Source organism: Chroococcidiopsis sp. CCNUC1 (assembly GCF_023546805.1).
GTDB classification, from domain to species: Bacteria; Cyanobacteriota; Cyanobacteriia; order Cyanobacteriales; family Chroococcidiopsidaceae; genus Chroococcidiopsis; species Chroococcidiopsis thermalis.
On record NZ_CP097481.1, the window covers coordinates 46,259 to 62,154 of the forward strand.

Genomic DNA, 15,896 nt, shown 5'->3' on the forward strand with positions numbered 1-15,896 from the left:
TGATAATGCGGGGATCTCGGTGAAAATTATTTTGTGTTGGCTACTTTTTCTGGCGGCTTGCCCAGCCCGAAGTCATAGATTTCGACAATTTCCAACCCCGATTTGCGGGCGTTGTAAATAGTCTTTGCTAAGTCGGTCGTATCTGGCGGCGATTGGGGAGAATGGATTTTTTGCACGACGATGGTTTTGTTGAAAGCCATACCCTTACCAGCATTGTCGCGGCGAGAGAACGTGACCAGCGTGGCGATCGCGTCAACTTCCCACTTATCCTCGCTAATCTTGCGCGGTTCGGAAAAGTAGCGAGGCACCAACGCCACTTGAGCGTTGCCGTTAAATAAGCCAGGGGGCACGTACTCGGTCAGCTTTCTGAGAAAACTAGCGCGAAAGTCATGTTTTTCAGATAGGGCAAAGGCTGCGTCTCTAGCTTTAGTAGGGATTTTCACCAAACCTTTGTTTTTGACTTCGACATTCACCCCTTCGTCTTTTTTTGTCACGACCTCGCCATTTTCAGTGGACTGGATCAATCCGTCCCAATTAAACAGCTTCACCATGCTGTCAGAGACAAACTTTTCGATCGTGTTGTTGGTATATTGATTCGGACCGAGGGGCTGAGCGGGAATTGTCGTACCGTCTTGAAGCTGTACGAGCGTCATGCCTTTGGTATAGCGGTTGAGATTCATAGCAGCGCCGAGGTTGGCGAGCTGTACTACCAACGAGATGCTGCTGATGGCAGTTAAGGTGACAACGACAACTCCAACTGAGTTAGGGATCGATTTACCGTAGCTGAGCAGTTGAGGAACCTGTTTTTTTTCTTTCGTGGATGTCATACGAGCGATACTTACTTTCTTGTTTGACTCTTGTTTGACTTTGAATTTTTAATTTCCTTAAGAGCGCCTACCGAAACGGGAAGCAGCCGCAGCCGTTGCTATCTTTGCTCCCGATGTCACTCCAGCCGTCCCTGCCGTCATCGCACCACTAGCCACCCATTCAACTCCTTTCGTCAGTGCGTTCAGGACAGCCATGCCGCCGCCAGCAGCCATTGCACTTGCCAGCAGCGGCGATATGATACTGATAAACAGAAGAAAAATCATTGGTTGGTTTGCTTGCGCGGTGCTAATCAACTGAGCGCAAAGTCCGAGCATGATGTGGAAGCAAAACTTTGCCATGCCTACGGCGAAGAATCCTGCCAGCCAAGCAACGATTGGTTTTTGACCGTAGGGTGTCAGCGAAGCTCCAACCGCCATCGGTGCGAGCAAGGCAACAATAATCCAGCAGATTTCAACCCCCCACTGGTAAGCGTTATTGATGGCAAGCAACCAAGTGGCGGACAAACCAGTCACGGCGGAGCCAACCGTCTCCATTGCAAAATTACCGACCGTGTTGGCGAGATTGCCGCCAGTGGCACCATCTACTGCACCTGCCAGTGGATTTGTCAGCGCGATCGCCGCACCAATCGCTCTGAGCGATCTGAAGAACCAGTCATTCTCGTTAGCATTTTGCTCGCTGGGAAACAGTTGTGGCGCGTATGCCTCTAGTTCTTCTCTTGCTTGCACCAAGCAATCGTTAACTTGTTGGGGCGTACCTCCCCTTTCATTACAGCGTTGAATCGCATTGCCAACCATTCGGCGCAGTTGAATGTCGCCCATCGCTCGGCTGAAGGCAACGTCCAAGTCTGCACCCCTTGCCGCATTTCCTAACATGATTTGATCGATATGATTCATGTAGTTACGCAGCGCCAGCGTACCGTTGGCAAGCAGGTAGCCGTTACCGAAAAGCAAACAGATGACGATGATGGGCCAAAGATAGCTGGCAAGAGCTGGTTGGTAGTCGTCATTCATCCAGTTTCGAGCGAACTGAACCATAAATAGGGCAAGCATGGCAAGCGCAAACGCGAAACCGACGATACACAAAGAGCGATATAAGCCGCCGTTAATTGTTTCGTTCCACAACTCGTCGAAACTCTCAGCTACCAGTAATGCCCCTCCCTGCGCGGCTTCGAGTACGTCTTGACCGAAGTTAGGGTCTACTTGAAGTAACAAATAACGAAAAACCATATAGTTGTATAGCTTGAATAGTTAAAAAATTTCTCGCTCGTTTGCTATCTCTGCGTGCAGAGATAGCTGTAAGCATGGCATCGGGATAAGATCCGCTAGTTGCTTTGTGATGCAGAGTCAGGAGTCGTAGCGCGGAGGCGAGTCCAGCCTCCAATTGATATTTGGGTTGCCAGTTCGCCATCCATCGCTAGACTTTGACGGCGGCGATCGCTGGCTCCGTTCTCGGCTATTTGTTCCAACATCAAGTTAGTGTTAGCTGCATCCTGGCGGGCTTGCAACTCGTCGGTACGAGATTGTCCGAGCATCGATACAACTTGAGCGTTTTGAGCGGCGATCGCTTTGAGGATGTTTTGCGAAGCATCCATTTCTTGGGCATTATCGCCGAGACTTTTAGCTTCATCCACAGTTTTTTGAGTCGATTCAATTTCCTTGTTGGTACGAGCTTGACCTTCTTCGCCCAAAACGCTGGCAACAGATGCACGGACAGTTTGGCGTTCGAGTTGACGACCAGCTTCAATCGCGCCGACAACCGTGTTACTTTCCATTGGCGTTCCTTTGGTTTTCAGCTTTTCACGCAGTTTTTCTGCACCGCTCACTGGGTCGGGAACGTTCATCTCGCCAATTGACTCGTCAATCGCTGACTTGGCATCTTGTTTCAATCCACCCCAGTCTGCTTCAATCTGTTGGCTCAGTTCGTTCTTTAACTCGTCAAAGTAACCTTTGAATTCATCCAATATGTCGTTGAAGAAATCACTAATATTCAGCGACAGAGCGTAACTTGGCGTTGACTGTAGCAGGATGCCAAATACCAGCATGGCTCCGATTAACTGTATTTTTCTTGGCTTGAGTTTAGATTTCATGTAGCTGAACGTGTAGGTGTAAGCGCGGTTTTTATCTACCGGTTGGTTATAAATATTTGCTAAACCCTCATTCTTTGAGGTTCAAAATCTGGAGATTCTTCCGGTAACTTCGCTTTTCTAAAAGAGACTATACTATTAGCAATTGCTAATAGCTCTATCGCTTCATCTGTTAGTTGTTCGCCGCGAATCATCTTGACATAAGTTTCCGAAAAGCGCACGATACCGAGCATGGGATCGTGGCGATATTTGTTGAGGTACAGACCGCGCAATTCTTGTTCGTCTGGATTGTTAGCAACAGTAGCAAGCAAGCAGTGTGGCGGATAGTAACGACAGAATGTGAGTTTGCCATTGTCGTCGAGCAACCATTGCGAATAAATGCTTTCCTTTTTAGGAAAGAATGCTTCCGTACAGTTGCGAGAAATAATTTCGTAAGGATACTTGAAACGCTCGACAAACGGATCTACAGCACTCGATTGAATCCGACCGATCAAGCGCGTCGTCAAGTTAGCAAAGATTTTAGCTGCGGACTTGCTCTTGTAGATACTTTCTGGTTCTTGTGCCGATAGGATGACGCGAATTCCGGCTTTGGCTCCGTTGGCGCACAACCGACCGATCAGTTCGGCGATCGCTTCAAACTCAAATAGAATTGGTGCTTCATCTAGAAAGAAAATGGAAACCTTGGACGAAAGAGCGCGGCGCAACGCAGCAGCGTAGGCACTGAGGGCGAGGATTGCCGCATCCTCTTCGCTGGAGAGCGATCGCAAGGCAAATACGAGCAACCTGGCATCCGTTCTGAAGCTGGAGGGGCGAGCGACCGACTGACCGACGCGCGAATTCAGCCAGAATTTTAACCGCAATCTGATCTGGTCTAAAGCCTCTAAAACTTCTTGACTATGAGTAGCGATCGTATCCAGCTTGAGATAACCAGGAGAGCAATAGTTATAAAAATCTTCCAGCGTTGGCGTGTCTTGCCATTCAGCAGTCCCGACTCCCCTTTCTATCGCTAACTTATAGCGTAACTTGAGATCGTCATCGTTGAAAAATGTTTCCAATGCTAAAGTTAATATGCTTTCAATATTAGAAATTCGAGTTGAATTAGTCCCAGTTGGTTTAGTGCCAAGTATCATTGTCATGAGTACGGATTTCAAAAATTCTTTGAAATCTGTCATTCTTTCTTTAATAGTTTCCCAGTCGTATCCTCTTAAATCCGGTAACTCAAATAAGTTATTCGACTCTTTAGTAATATCGAAATACGCACCATCATCGCCCAAATAGTGAGTGTAATCGGTGAGGGTAGAAGTGCCGTCGGGCTTAGGATAGTCGAGGGCGACGACGGGAGTTCCTCGTGCTAGAGCAGGAGTGAGAATTCCCGAAACAGCCACGGATTTACCGGAGCGAGTCGTACCGAATACGGCAAGATTTTTGTGTTGTTTGTATAGATCGATGTGGACTGGCGTACCGCCTTCCTCAGCAATCAGTTCAAAGCCTTCTCGATCGCCAGTGGCAGTTTGCATCAAAGGCATCAAACCTGGTGCTTCGCAGGAGAAGTATGGCAAGCGACGGTTGAAAGGTCTTGTCAGTAATTTTTCCCAAACTATGGGAGTGCATTGCAACCACGTCTTCCAAGCGTATTCAACTTCTCGATTTACGACTGCCGGACGCAGAAAACAAGTTGATAAGTAGCGGCAGGCATTGTCAAGCTGTTTTCTAGTCTTTCTATGTACTAGAAAAACTACTGCGGTGTGGATGGGAACGTTGCCCTTGTATATGGTTTCTTGTGCTTTGATCCCCTCCTCGATATTCATGTTAGATTTAACGTCAACCGAGTTGCTATCGGCAGACATTGCCGAAGCCGTGAGGGACTGTTTGGTAATGCGTTGTAAAGCAACTTTAGCTAGGCTTTGATTAGCCTTAGTCAGTTGGCAGATAACTTCAGTATTAGTGACTTTATCTTTAGCCAAAACCGACCATAAATAACGCAGTTGCGAGTATTCATCAACCCATCCACCTGGTTTTTCACTAAAGTTGAGAACACCGATATATTCGTCTTGAAGCTTAACCCAAGCGCGGTCTAGGTAAGGTATGGAGTTTTCGTTTTCTAGAAGATGATGGCGAATATGAAAGTCGCTCGTCTGAATTTCGCTCAGTTTTTCTTCATCGAGGTAAAGCGAGTTAGGAATCGGTGGTATTTGAGTCCGATTGAATTGCTGCCATAACACTTCCCAAATATTTTCGCCCGTGAAGGCGCGTAGGTTCAATCCCATCGTATTGCTGAGGATTTGTTCCCACAGTTGAAATCCGTTGGCGAAGCTATCGCGGAGAATATTTTCAACTCGTCCGGCGCGAAAACCGTGAATTTGTCCGGTAAATTGCTTCCAGCTGATTTGCAACCGCTCGATCGCTCTTTCGATCGCGTCGTAGTTGCGGCTTTCTTCTGATGCAGCCACAGTATAAGTACACCAGAGACGCAAAAACTTATTTTTCCGAATGCCTAGTTTAGTTAATTCCCGCGTCCGCAGGCGCTCGGAACGCATCAATAGTTGCAGCTGTTCTAAATTGCAGCCTTGCTCGATTTTCAATAATTCCTGCTGGCGGCGATCGTCGTCAGCGAACGAACCGACATGAATTGTCAGCGTTTCACCTTCAGGTAATTCTTTAAGTCCGCCTTCGATTCTTTCAAAAATCGGCAGAATTTGTTCTTGGGGTAAAGATGAATGAATTCCTTTAGCTTCAAAACAAAACTTGATTTGAATGTCTTCATTTTTCTTGAGGACGAGAGCGCCTATATTTTGGCGATCGGCTAGGGAAATATTCACAATCCCTGCTAAATGAACGATATCTTCAAAAGGAGTGAGATTTTTGACAACTCCTATTTGTTCGGGATCTAATGCTTGTCTGCCAACTTTGTTTTTTGATTTTGCTGTCTTCGTTGCTCTCATGATGTAAATATTATCGGTTTCAAAATGGTCTAACTTGTGTCGGTCAAGAGATTAGCGGCGGCGACGTAGATGCCTTTTTTTCTTGATTTTTCTACTCGTTGGCGTGCCTGTCAGCGAAGCGAACGATTTATAACCTTTTGTGACTCGCGGCGTGCCGATAAATTTACCGAAAAAATCTTTATTGGCGCTGACCGTCCACCATGTCGCCCAACCCCAGGCGATCGCGATTCCAGTTGCCAGCCATGATAGTTGTAGAAATCCCTTGACTGCCATGTACATAATTAAGGCGATCGCGCTCCAGGGTAGGATTTGGTCGGCGGGGAACGGACCGAGGCGGGGTTGCTGTCCTAAAACGCGGTTGACGCTGCGAAATTCGCGTTCTTGCTTGCTCATCTATGACTTGACTTTGTATGTTTTAAATATTGGGCGGGAAATTCTTTTTAGGAATGCTGCTACTGACATGCTTAACTGAAGAGAAGTGGAACCAGGAATGTCAAAATTTGAGAGAAACTTACCGTTGCGGGATCGGTTGCGGCGACGGTGTGGTTGAGATCTGGGAGCAGATTTTCACTGCTCCTTGTCAATCCCATCAGGCTTGTGCTTGGGTTGTCCGATCTTAAGCAGCACCACCGCCAGCACCACCTACTATGAGTCCAGCTAGAATATCTCCAATCACAACAGTCACGGCAACAATGATTGGCGTTCTGGCAAGGATCTGCCAGTCCTCGTCATTTCTAGCGGCTTGCACGATACGTACTAAAGCAATACCCAAGTAAATTAAAAATAACCCGCGCAGAATTGCAAAAATAAATCCAACGACTTGTGCGTTAATGCCAGGAAAGTAAGTGGTGTTTCTGAAAAACGTTTCTGCGTTGTTCATGAACTGGGCGCTGGCGGGTGCCGAAGCAAAATCTATGATAAAGATCGTAGAGACAACAAAAAATAAAATCGTATAAATGTTGATGCCGTATTTTCGCTGTAACTTTTCAAAATTGAGCAGCAGTGCATTAGCTTCTTTCGGTAGCATCAATACAATCGAAGTTAAAAACATCAAACTGGATAGAACCAGATTGTGAATGGAAATATCTACAATCATCAATCCACTAGCCACAGCCATGAGTGCTGCAATTGAACTCTTTTCTCGCCATGTTCTTTTACTGCGCTGCGATCTTAGTAGATAATTGCTGGCTTGTGTATAGCTAGATTCATTACTTTCGGACTCAAACTCGTAATGCGTTTTCATGCTGGAAATTGTCAGATAAATAGTTGTGGTGAAGTGAATTAGAAGAGCTAGACTTATCGAGCTTTCTGTTTAGAGATGCTTGATAACAATCATTTTGGCTTTTCCAATCGTCAACTACAGCTAATAAACTTCTGATTTTCCTTCGGATTTCTGCGTTGAGAAAAACTACGAAACGAGTTGATGCTGTTGTATATCTTTTATACGCATAAATGCCCAAACAAGCGCGATCGAGAATCAAAGATCGATCGCGCCCCGAGCGGTTCTACGGCTGCATTTGCAAGAGCGAAGAAACAAAAGCTAACTGTTTGTCTGACACCGCTGCCAAGGCTCGCGGATGAAGTAAAGGGCATCGCGTCTCTGAACTTCCATACCACCTCGATTCTGCGTTCCCCAGCGAGTGACAAATTTCTTGCCATTTTGACGACGTTGAACGGCAATCGTAAAGTGATTTCGCAGTTCTCGATAACATCCTTCTATGTTTGTCAGGGTTAAATCCAACGCTGGAATATCGAAGCTACCTGCTGCTTTATTCACCACAAAAAATCCTTCATTTCCTCTTTCCATCAACAAAACAGTTGAACTGTCAACGGCAGCTAAAGCGTTCTCTTTGACGTTGCCACCTGCTTTACCCCGTTGGCGCATAATTTGACGAAACTTCACGCCAGTTTTGATGTACGGCGCATCAGCATTATCCCAGTTGAGTATTAAGGGAGTGCCGCTTTCTCTTGCTAGTACGTAAGCTGTCGCCAGGTAGGAGTCAGAAGCATCGTCGTAGGGGTTAATCGCACTAGAATTAATCTCCCGAATCGTATCGTGATTTCTGCCAAAAGTGACGCTACGCGAGTCATCTACGGCGATAGGAATTCGTAGCGAGCGCAAATCTCCACTGCTAGTAAATGCTGCTTTCATAAAATTGTAAAGGATAAAGTCTGTCACAGCAGCAATCCATTTGTAATCGTCCGCACGGGTGTCGCTATCTGTAATTACCTCCAGATAATTCCAGGTCTTTCCTTTACTTGCGCGATTAATATAATCGACGTACTCTTTGACAATATCCCCTGGCATGTGCTTGGCAGCGTCAAATCGAAATCCATCGATTCCCAAATTGAGCAGTTTCTTTAAATGCGCTTTTTGAATTTTTTTCACATTGGCAGTAGATTTTAGATCGGGAAGTCCCCCCAACCAACAATTCAGTTCTGAATTTCTGTTGCCATCGCTATAGTTAATGTCACAGGGTTTCTTGCCAGGATTGCCTGGAACAGAATGAAAATCATCTTGAGTCAGACCTAGAAATTGAGTTAAATCTTCAAAATCGTCGCCACCACCTAAGTTAGCCATGTGGTTGAACACAACATCAGCAATGACTTTAATTTTGCATTTATGAGCTTGAGCGATTAGCTGTTGTAAATCTGCTTGAGATCCTTTTCCTTCAATAACGCCATAATCTACAGGTTGATATCGCGCCCACCATTCTTGGCTAGAATTAGATTTCTGTGCTGGAGCAATTTGGATGTGAGAGTATCCTTGGTCAGCAAGTTGGCAGACAAACTTTTTGACATCGTTATAGTTTTGATTAAAAGCATGAAAAATAGCAACGGGCTGTTCTGCTACTTGCGCTGAACCAGGCAAGTTAAAAGCTATTACCAGAGCGATCGCCAAGACAAAGGCAAACTTCCTGAAATGCATAGATTTCTCGAAAGCTGAATGCAGATAGGTTAAAAGCAATTTATTTACTGGGATAGTCGAGATTTTCAGTTAGTTTCTAGATATTTACTATTCTTTTTAAGAAAATCCTGTTGTAGAAAAAACTCATGTGCCAACTTGCAGGCAGCATAGTTGAGGCAAATTTTAATTTCCACAGGTCAATGTCCCTTCTTTAGTGCCGTCGGCTTTCGCTTGTACCTCCACCTTGGGTTGCTGTCCTGGGTAGCAGCGGACTAAAACTTTATCGCTACTACGAGTTAAGTACAAAACATAAACGGCTTGACCTTTTAACTTAGCTGGGACGAGTTGTGGCGGGGCAGGTGCAGTGGCGATCGCGGGCATTAAACTGGCAATGCCAAGAAACACAATTATCGCTCCCATTACCGATCCCCAGCAACGGCTTATAAATAGCAGCATCGGTCTAATACCTTAAGTCACAGTTTTGACTAGAGCTTTTTAATTTACCCGCTCACTCTAAAAGATAGTAACTTACTAAGAAGATAGACGAACAGCAGGGTTCATGTTGAGATTAGTTGCGAAAAGCCGCGCCGATCTCCCACAAATAGTAATTTAATCGAAGATTTTGGTATTCTCTTGGATTTGGAGCGAATTCTGATGCATGGATAGACTCGTTAAGTTTCCTAGTCCGAACATCATACGATCCTTGTCTGTTATCCTGACTCTAGTTATCTCGTTCCTTTTGCTGCTACCTAGTCCAGCTTATGCGTGGAATAGGTCGGGGCATATGGTCACAGGGGCGATCGCGTATAGCGAACTGCAACAAAACGATCCCCAAGCATTAGCTAATGCGATCGACCTTCTAAGGGAACACCCAGAGTACAACAGCAGGTGGTCGTCGCAACTTAGCCAAAACACGGATTCTACGCTCAACTCCGACCAGATTTTGTTTATGCTTGCAGCCCGTTGGTCGGATGATATACGCGGCAATGATAACTTCGACCGCCCCAGGTGGCACTACATTAACTTGCCATACAGACCAGAGGGGCAACCAGCTTCGGTTTCCGTCCGAGAACCAGATCCAGATAACATTATTAATGCTTTTCAAGAGAATCTCGCCCTAGTTCGCAGCGGTAATAGTGGCAGCGAGAGAGCTGTAGCACTGTGTTGGTTGTTTCACCTAACCGGAGACGTTCATCAACCCCTGCATACCTCCACGCTATTCACAACCGAATACCCCCAAGGAGATCGAGGCGGCACCCGCTTTTACATCCGCGCTAGAGAATCATCCAGCCCGATTAGTTTGCATCGGTTCTGGGACGATTTAATCCTGGGTTCGGAAAATGCTCGCACCGTCCGCAATCGCGCTACAGGGTTGCGCCTGAATCAAAACTATAGTCGCGACGCACTATCGGAGTTATCCGAACGGCAGTTTGACAATTGGGCTGAGTCGGAAAGTTTTGAACTGGCTAGGGTTGTTGCCTATCGCAATGGTAATCTTGCAGGCAGCCCCGATGAAGAGAATGCGCCAGTGTTGCCATCAGATTATGCTAGTAGCGCTCAGGCAGTGGGAGAGCGGCGGGCTGTACTGGCTGGATATCGACTATCCGACTTGCTTCAACAAGTTTTTTAGCCGTGCAGGTGTTGGATCTGCTGTGTTTGTAAATTGGAGCGCGTTGGATGTGGCGATCGCAGCCATTTGCTTAGCTTGCACGGCAGTTAACTCATTGCGTTCTGCTTCGGCTCAACCCTTCTCCAGATCGCATCCTTAGATCGATACCTCAAACAATAACACTAGCAATTTTCTGGGCAACATCTCTATTATCCCAATAGCGAGTATGGGAATCGAAGATTAAAAATCCTGTCTCAACAGGAACATCTTCTAATATTTGATTGTCATTTTCTGGATTGCGTTTAAACAGCTCTGCTAAAGGATAGGCAATTGCATCTTCACTATCCCAAAAGTTGTACCAAAACCGACCTTCACCCCGCACTGGGTTGTAGAGTTTTGCGAATGGTTCTCCCTCCATCCAGAGCGAACCCTTACGCATCATAAATAAGCCAATCGGAGATCCCATTGTAAAGAAATGGCAGAATTGTTCTCTCAGGCGTTTGATTTCCTCAGGTGAAAGCGTAATTTCCTCTAAATTTCTATCTTCTGGTCTGGCAACAGGATCGGGTTTCGGAATAAATGAGAAATCATCGGGTTTCTCAGGATGGAACAAGTGGAATAAATAATCGAAAGCGATCGCCGATCCCAGAGAATGGGCAATAATACTGTAAGTTGCGTCCTGCTCTAAGGGTTGCTTGAGATCTTTCCAGATTTGCTTCCAAACCGTGCGGCGAATAAAATTAACATCTTCTGACACATAAGCAACAACATCTCCCAGAAAGAAGTTGATGAAGCCACGAATACCACGCATGGGGTTAATGGGTTGCCTCTGTAGGTTAGGAAATGCGGCATCAAAAAGAGTATTGGCAGCCTTCTGAAGCGGGTCTACGTGCCAGTCTGTATAGATTCGACCAAACCTACGCTCGAACTCCTCTGTACCAATCCCTGATTTTTTGACGATCCGCTCCCACAGGTCATCGTAGCTGGAGAATGGGTTCTCATCGGGCTTGCGTTCGCCCATGCCATGAATGAAAATCAAATAGTGCTTTGCCATAATATCTCTTTAAATCTGCAATTTTTAATTAATTTTAATGAACTTCAGCGCTTTAGCACTCCATTGAAAATGTTATGGCTGCACTTTGGCAGTCTAACTCCAAAAATTTAGGAATTATACCGAATTGGTATGGTCTACACGCTTATTGTTGATGCATCCCGCAGATAGCGATCGCGCCTCCCCAGAGCCGACGGGCGAGCGCTCACCCGTTGTCTCAAATTATTGTTGATTCTAATAGTTCTAGTTCCCCCATCTTGCCTTGAGGAGCGGAACGAAGATACTTTTTAGCTAACATATGAGTAACAACGCAGCAGCTACGATTTAAGTTCAATGCCATCGAAAAGAGTTTTTGTCAGAAAGTATACGGTACGCGCTCACGAACGCACGATCCACACACGCTTCTATAAATTCATCTGTCAGCAATGCGACCAGCCCACAGAACGGGAAACTTATGGTCCCAGACCAATGTATTGTGATAGTTGTCGCCCCTCAGCTTCTCGGAGCGTAGAAGACCCAAAACACAGGAAAAAGAAACCCAGACCCGTGCTAGTCAAGAGAGCCAAAGCAGCAGCTTCAAGTTGACTCAACAGTTAACAATCAGGTGAGAGAGAAACTTTGCGCTCCGAGCGCCGCAGCTCTCATTCTGAAGAATAAGATTTAGTTATTAATTTTCCCCCCAAAAGCTACAAATCCGAGGTTTTACATAAACAAAAGCCATTAACCAACCGACAAAGGGCATTGAGATTAGATGGATGAAATGCAAGGAACACTAATATTCTTTTGTGGAAAGATGGGGTCTGGTAAATCGACTAAAGCAATGGAACTTGCCCATGAATCTGATGTAATACTATTGTCTGAAGATGAATGGTTGTCAGCTCTTTATCCTGAAGAAATTCAAGTGTTTGATGATTATCTAAAATATTCAGCGCGTCTCAAGCCCTTATTAAAGAAGCACGTCCAAAATCTCTTAAATTCTGGGATTACGGTAGTCATGGATTTTCCAGGTAATACGCCAACTCAACGAGCTTGGTTCAAAGAGATATTTTCCGACTCGGACATCCCGCACAAATTATATTACCTTGAAGCCAGTGATGAACTTTGTTTAAAGCAGCTCGAACGGCGGAGAAAGATCGATCCAAGTCGCGCCGATTTTGATACTGAAATGGTGTTTCACGAAGTCAATAGTTATTTTCAACCTCCTACCGAATCAGAGGGTTTCGAGCTACAAATAGTAAGAAGAGAAAACACATAATGCAACGTTAACAATTTCTGATAAAAACCAACGAGATCGCTGACAAACACTAACAAATTAATGTCGCCCCATCTATCGAGGTCACTCGGATAGCTCAGAATCCAGCCGCTCGAGCAAAGCAAGACCAGCCTTTATATTTCCCTTAGCCGCCATAGCGCGAAATCGAGTTTCTGCATCAAATTCGGCTAAAGCAATAGTTGACAGTTCCTCAATTAGCTTGTTAACGCTGATATTTCTTCTTTTTGCCAATTCTTTTAATCTTTCATGCTTATCATCAGGTAAGCGAATTGTTAAAGTAGCCATGATGTTTCTCCTAATTAAAGATTTATAATCTCACTTGGTTTTTTGATTAAAACTTCAGGAAAAATAAGTTCTGTTTGCCTAAAGTCTTTAGTATTGTTAGTAGCAACAAACTGAGCATTTCCAGCTACAGCTAGTTCGATTAAATGGTTATCTGCTTCGTCTTTCAAATTGGGTCGCCATAAATAGTAAATGCGCGTCCACTCGCAAACACTCATAAATGCAGATGTGAGGACTTGTATTTCTTCTGCTGTTAAAGGACATAAATGCAAGATTTCCTCTCTACCGATGACTTGTTCGTACTCGCAAAATAAAGCATTGCCCATTAATGGCTGATACTTGCCCTGCAAACATTGTCTGAGTAATTCTCTGCTTGCCCCATTCGAGCTAATCAACGCACTAATAAATACGCTCGTATCAACTACAATTCTGACTGTCATCCTGATATGATAGCACATATGCTATCATTTACGGTTGAGGTGAAGTGCTTCTCCAACGAAATATAGTAAATTTGTACCATATAAAAGAGTTCGAGATCGACTACATTAACTGTGCAACGCATCAAAAATCTGGTGCTACCAATGCCTACTTCGCCTGAAACATCTTCAGTTGCTACCTCACCACTCCAACATGAATTCCTCACAGGTGTTGTGGAGCGGTTGACATATCACTCAGAGGAATCGGGCTACACGGTGGCGCGGCTCAAGACATCGCAATCCCGCGACCTGGTGACGATTGTGGGCAGCTTTGCTAACATTCAGGCAGGACAAACATTACAGTTAACTGGATTATGGCGGGAGCATCCCCAGTACGGCGCACAGTTTCAAGTTACGTATTATAAGGAAACGAAACCTGCAACCATAACAGGAATTGAGAAATATCTAGGCAGCGGGTTAATTAAGGGTGTGGGACCAGTTACAGCAAAGCGCATTGTCGCCCACTTCGGTCTGGAGACGCTGGATATAATTGAGAATCACATCGAGCGACTGAGTGAAGTCCCAGGCATCGCCAAAAAGCGCATCAAGATGATTCAGTCTGCCTGGGAAACCCAGAAAGCTATTAAGGAAGTGATGCTTTTCCTTCAGTCGCACGGTGTCTCTACCACTTTTGCTGTCAAGATTTACAAACAGTACAATGATGCAGCGATCGCGAAAGTCACCAGCAACCCCTACCAACTGGCAACAGATATATATGGTATCGGCTTTGTTACAGCTGATGCGATCGCCCGTAACCTGGGCATTGCTCCCGACTCCGAGTATAGATATCGGGCGGGGATCGTTCACGTATTGGGAGAAGCGGCAGAAGATGGACATTGTTTTTTGCCCCAGGCTGAGCTAGTAGAGCAGACAGTGAAGCGGTTGAGTATTAAAGATCATCAGCCTAATCAAGGAGCGATCGCTCAACTGTTAATGCAAATGGGCGTGGAAGATGTGCTGATAATGCAGGGGCATCGAGAGCATGAGTTTGTCTACTACCAGCCATCCTTTTATTACAGCGAGCAGAATTTAGCATCCCAACTCCAACAGCTTTTAGCCCGTCCTGTCACAGTTGACTTGCCTCGCGTGAGGAATTGGATCGAGCGATTTACACAAGCCAAGAGAATTCAACTTTCACCGCAACAGCAACAAGCGGTAGAGATGGCGGCGAGTCAAAGAGTATTAATACTTACTGGTGGTCCTGGCACGGGGAAGACTTTTTGCACCCGCACTATTGTTGCGCTGTGGAAAGCAATGGGTAAGTCTATAGTCCTAGCATCCCCCACTGGGAGAGCTGCCCAGCGATTGAGTGAGATGACTGGGCAAGAAGCAAAAACTATCCATCGGCTGCTAGAATTCGATCCCCGAACTATGAAGTTCAAGCGGGATGCGGACAATCCTATAGAAGCACGGGCGATTGTAGTAGATGAAGCCTCGATGCTGGACTTATTTCTAGCTCATTCCCTGCTCAAAGCCATTCCACCGGATGCTCAACTGCTCCTGGTGGGTGACATTGACCAGCTGCCATCAGTCGGACCAGGGAACGTGTTGCGGGATTTGATCGCATCATTGCAAATCCCAGTCGTGCGGCTGACGCAAGTATTTCGACAAGCGGCACAAAGCTATATTGTCAGCAATGCCCACCGGATTAATTCTGGTCAGTACCCATTACTAGAGTCAGTTTCTTTGACTCCCAACTCCGATTGTTTGTGGTTGGGAGCGCCAGAACCACAATATGGAGTGCAGGGGATTCAAGAGTTAGTCAACGATATAATTCCAACGCTAGGGTTCGACAGGGCAAGGGATGTACAAGTGTTGTGTCCCATGACCAGGGGAGAAGTGGGGACGCGCCACCTTAATAACGTTTTGCAAGCTCTGATTAACCCGCCGTCCGCTAGCAAGGCTGAGATTAAGTCAGGCTCTATTGTATTGCGAGTAGGCGATCGCGTGATTCAGCAAGTCAACGATTACGACCGCGAAGTGTTTAATGGCGACTTGGGAACCATTGCGGCGATTGACCTGGAAGAACAGGAAGTAACGGTGCAATATCAGGAGCGGCTAGTCACATACGACTATGCAGACTTGAATGAAATTACACTGGCGTTTGCCACAACCATACATAAAAGCCAGGGCAGCGAGTACCCAGTGGTGATTCTGCCCCTGTATATGCAGCATTACATGATGCTCTCGCGTAACTTAATTTATACAGGGCTGACCCGTGCCAAGCAGTTAGCTATCCTAGTGGGTCCATCTAAAGCCATTGGTTTGGCAGTGAAGCAGGTGAAGGATGCCCAGCGATATACTTTGCTGGCGCAGCGGTTAGCCAGTGTGGTTCAGTAGTCTTTCGGTCAACGGTCGCGCTCACCGGACGCAGACAACCTTTGCATCTCAACCAATCACTTGATACGCTCCGGTGCAGCGCGGTGTTAGCCTGCGCCCAACTA

General features: G+C 45.9%; 15 protein-coding genes. 4 read left to right on the plus strand and 11 right to left on the minus strand.

Going from position 1 to position 15,896, the window contains the following annotated elements; all coding sequences use genetic code 11:
- Positions 1–26: 26 nt before the first annotated feature.
- From M5J74_RS29620 to M5J74_RS29655, 8 genes are all read right to left on the minus strand, one after another.
- Positions 27–827, minus strand: a complete 801-nt coding sequence (locus tag M5J74_RS29620; RefSeq protein WP_250017493.1) for a hypothetical protein — start codon at positions 825–827, stop codon at positions 27–29.
- Positions 828–884: 57 nt separating this feature from the next.
- Positions 885–2,054, minus strand: a complete 1,170-nt coding sequence (locus M5J74_RS29625) for a hypothetical protein (RefSeq protein ID WP_250017495.1) — start codon at positions 2,052–2,054, stop codon at positions 885–887.
- Between the two features lie 95 nt (positions 2,055–2,149).
- Positions 2,150–2,914 (minus strand): hypothetical protein, encoded by a 765-nt coding sequence (locus tag M5J74_RS29630; RefSeq protein WP_250017497.1) that lies wholly within the window; start codon positions 2,912–2,914, stop codon positions 2,150–2,152.
- Between the two features lie 59 nt (positions 2,915–2,973).
- Positions 2,974–5,853 carry a hypothetical protein gene (locus M5J74_RS29635; protein ID WP_250017498.1) on the minus strand — a complete coding sequence of 960 codons (2,880 nt, stop codon included), beginning with the start codon at positions 5,851–5,853 and terminating at the stop codon, positions 2,974–2,976.
- 51 nt (positions 5,854–5,904) lie between these two features.
- Positions 5,905–6,246: a hypothetical protein gene (locus tag M5J74_RS29640; RefSeq protein ID WP_250017500.1), complete on the minus strand. Its 342-nt coding sequence runs from the start codon at positions 6,244–6,246 to the stop codon at positions 5,905–5,907.
- Between the two features lie 223 nt (positions 6,247–6,469).
- Positions 6,470–7,096 carry a hypothetical protein gene (locus M5J74_RS29645; protein WP_250017502.1) on the minus strand — a complete coding sequence of 209 codons (627 nt, stop codon included), beginning with the start codon at positions 7,094–7,096 and terminating at the stop codon, positions 6,470–6,472.
- A gap of 297 nt (positions 7,097–7,393) precedes the next feature.
- A complete protein-coding gene (locus M5J74_RS29650; RefSeq protein ID WP_250017504.1) occupies positions 7,394–8,782 on the minus strand; it encodes an alpha-amylase family glycosyl hydrolase in 1,389 nt (462 codons plus the stop codon).
- Between the two features lie 162 nt (positions 8,783–8,944).
- Complete coding sequence (locus M5J74_RS29655; RefSeq protein ID WP_250017506.1) at positions 8,945–9,217, minus strand: hypothetical protein; 273 nt, start codon at positions 9,215–9,217, stop codon at positions 8,945–8,947.
- A 247-nt stretch (positions 9,218–9,464) separates the two neighbouring features.
- Between M5J74_RS29655 and M5J74_RS29660 the strand changes: the two genes are divergently transcribed.
- Complete coding sequence (locus M5J74_RS29660; protein WP_250017507.1) at positions 9,465–10,391, plus strand: S1/P1 nuclease; 927 nt, start codon at positions 9,465–9,467, stop codon at positions 10,389–10,391.
- 148 nt (positions 10,392–10,539) lie between these two features.
- Here M5J74_RS29660 and M5J74_RS29665 read toward each other — a convergent pair whose 3' ends face one another.
- Complete coding sequence (locus M5J74_RS29665) at positions 10,540–11,424, minus strand: lipase family protein (protein ID WP_250017509.1); 885 nt, start codon at positions 11,422–11,424, stop codon at positions 10,540–10,542.
- A gap of 330 nt (positions 11,425–11,754) precedes the next feature.
- On the opposite strand from M5J74_RS29665, the gene M5J74_RS29670 reads away from it, so the two are divergent.
- Together M5J74_RS29670 and M5J74_RS29675 are read left to right on the plus strand one after the other, a co-directional pair.
- Complete coding sequence (locus tag M5J74_RS29670) at positions 11,755–12,006, plus strand: hypothetical protein (RefSeq protein ID WP_250017510.1); 252 nt, start codon at positions 11,755–11,757, stop codon at positions 12,004–12,006.
- Between the two features lie 166 nt (positions 12,007–12,172).
- On the plus strand, positions 12,173–12,676 hold the full coding sequence (locus tag M5J74_RS29675; protein WP_256498805.1) for an ATP-binding protein: 504 nt from the start codon (positions 12,173–12,175) through the stop codon (positions 12,674–12,676).
- An 81-nt stretch (positions 12,677–12,757) separates the two neighbouring features.
- On the opposite strand, the gene M5J74_RS29680 is transcribed toward M5J74_RS29675, so the two are convergent.
- Together M5J74_RS29680 and M5J74_RS29685 are read right to left on the minus strand one after the other, a co-directional pair.
- Positions 12,758–12,979 (minus strand): ribbon-helix-helix protein, CopG family, encoded by a 222-nt coding sequence (locus M5J74_RS29680; protein WP_250017512.1) that lies wholly within the window; start codon positions 12,977–12,979, stop codon positions 12,758–12,760.
- Positions 12,980–12,993: 14 nt separating this feature from the next.
- Positions 12,994–13,416: a putative toxin-antitoxin system toxin component, PIN family gene (locus tag M5J74_RS29685; protein ID WP_250017513.1), complete on the minus strand. Its 423-nt coding sequence runs from the start codon at positions 13,414–13,416 to the stop codon at positions 12,994–12,996.
- A 141-nt stretch (positions 13,417–13,557) separates the two neighbouring features.
- On the opposite strand from M5J74_RS29685, the gene M5J74_RS29690 reads away from it, so the two are divergent.
- A complete protein-coding gene (locus M5J74_RS29690) occupies positions 13,558–15,792 on the plus strand; it encodes an ATP-dependent RecD-like DNA helicase (RefSeq protein WP_250017663.1) in 2,235 nt (744 codons plus the stop codon).
- Positions 15,793–15,896 lie beyond the last annotated feature (104 nt).

Excerpts from the sequence above, each read along its gene's own strand:
- M5J74_RS29625 (WP_250017495.1), bottom strand. The coding sequence starts at position 2,054 with ATGGTTTTTCGTTATTTGTTACTTCAAGTAGACCCTAACTTCGGTCAA.
- M5J74_RS29680 (WP_250017512.1), bottom strand. The coding sequence starts at position 12,979 with ATGGCTACTTTAACAATTCGCTTACCTGATGATAAGCATGAAAGATTA.
- M5J74_RS29645 (WP_250017502.1), bottom strand. The coding sequence starts at position 7,096 with ATGAAAACGCATTACGAGTTTGAGTCCGAAAGTAATGAATCTAGCTAT.
- M5J74_RS29675 (WP_256498805.1), top strand. The coding sequence starts at position 12,173 with ATGGATGAAATGCAAGGAACACTAATATTCTTTTGTGGAAAGATGGGG.
- M5J74_RS29655 (WP_250017506.1), bottom strand. The coding sequence starts at position 9,217 with ATGCTGCTATTTATAAGCCGTTGCTGGGGATCGGTAATGGGAGCGATA.
- M5J74_RS29635 (WP_250017498.1), bottom strand. The coding sequence starts at position 5,853 with ATGAGAGCAACGAAGACAGCAAAATCAAAAAACAAAGTTGGCAGACAA.
- M5J74_RS29690 (WP_250017663.1), top strand. The coding sequence starts at position 13,558 with ATGCCTACTTCGCCTGAAACATCTTCAGTTGCTACCTCACCACTCCAA.
- M5J74_RS29650 (WP_250017504.1), bottom strand. The coding sequence starts at position 8,782 with ATGCATTTCAGGAAGTTTGCCTTTGTCTTGGCGATCGCTCTGGTAATA.
- M5J74_RS29685 (WP_250017513.1), bottom strand. The coding sequence starts at position 13,416 with ATGACAGTCAGAATTGTAGTTGATACGAGCGTATTTATTAGTGCGTTG.
- M5J74_RS29620 (WP_250017493.1), bottom strand. The coding sequence starts at position 827 with ATGACATCCACGAAAGAAAAAAAACAGGTTCCTCAACTGCTCAGCTAC.
- M5J74_RS29670 (WP_250017510.1), top strand. The coding sequence starts at position 11,755 with ATGCCATCGAAAAGAGTTTTTGTCAGAAAGTATACGGTACGCGCTCAC.
- M5J74_RS29630 (WP_250017497.1), bottom strand. The coding sequence starts at position 2,914 with ATGAAATCTAAACTCAAGCCAAGAAAAATACAGTTAATCGGAGCCATG.
- M5J74_RS29665 (WP_250017509.1), bottom strand. The coding sequence starts at position 11,424 with ATGGCAAAGCACTATTTGATTTTCATTCATGGCATGGGCGAACGCAAG.
- M5J74_RS29640 (WP_250017500.1), bottom strand. The coding sequence starts at position 6,246 with ATGAGCAAGCAAGAACGCGAATTTCGCAGCGTCAACCGCGTTTTAGGA.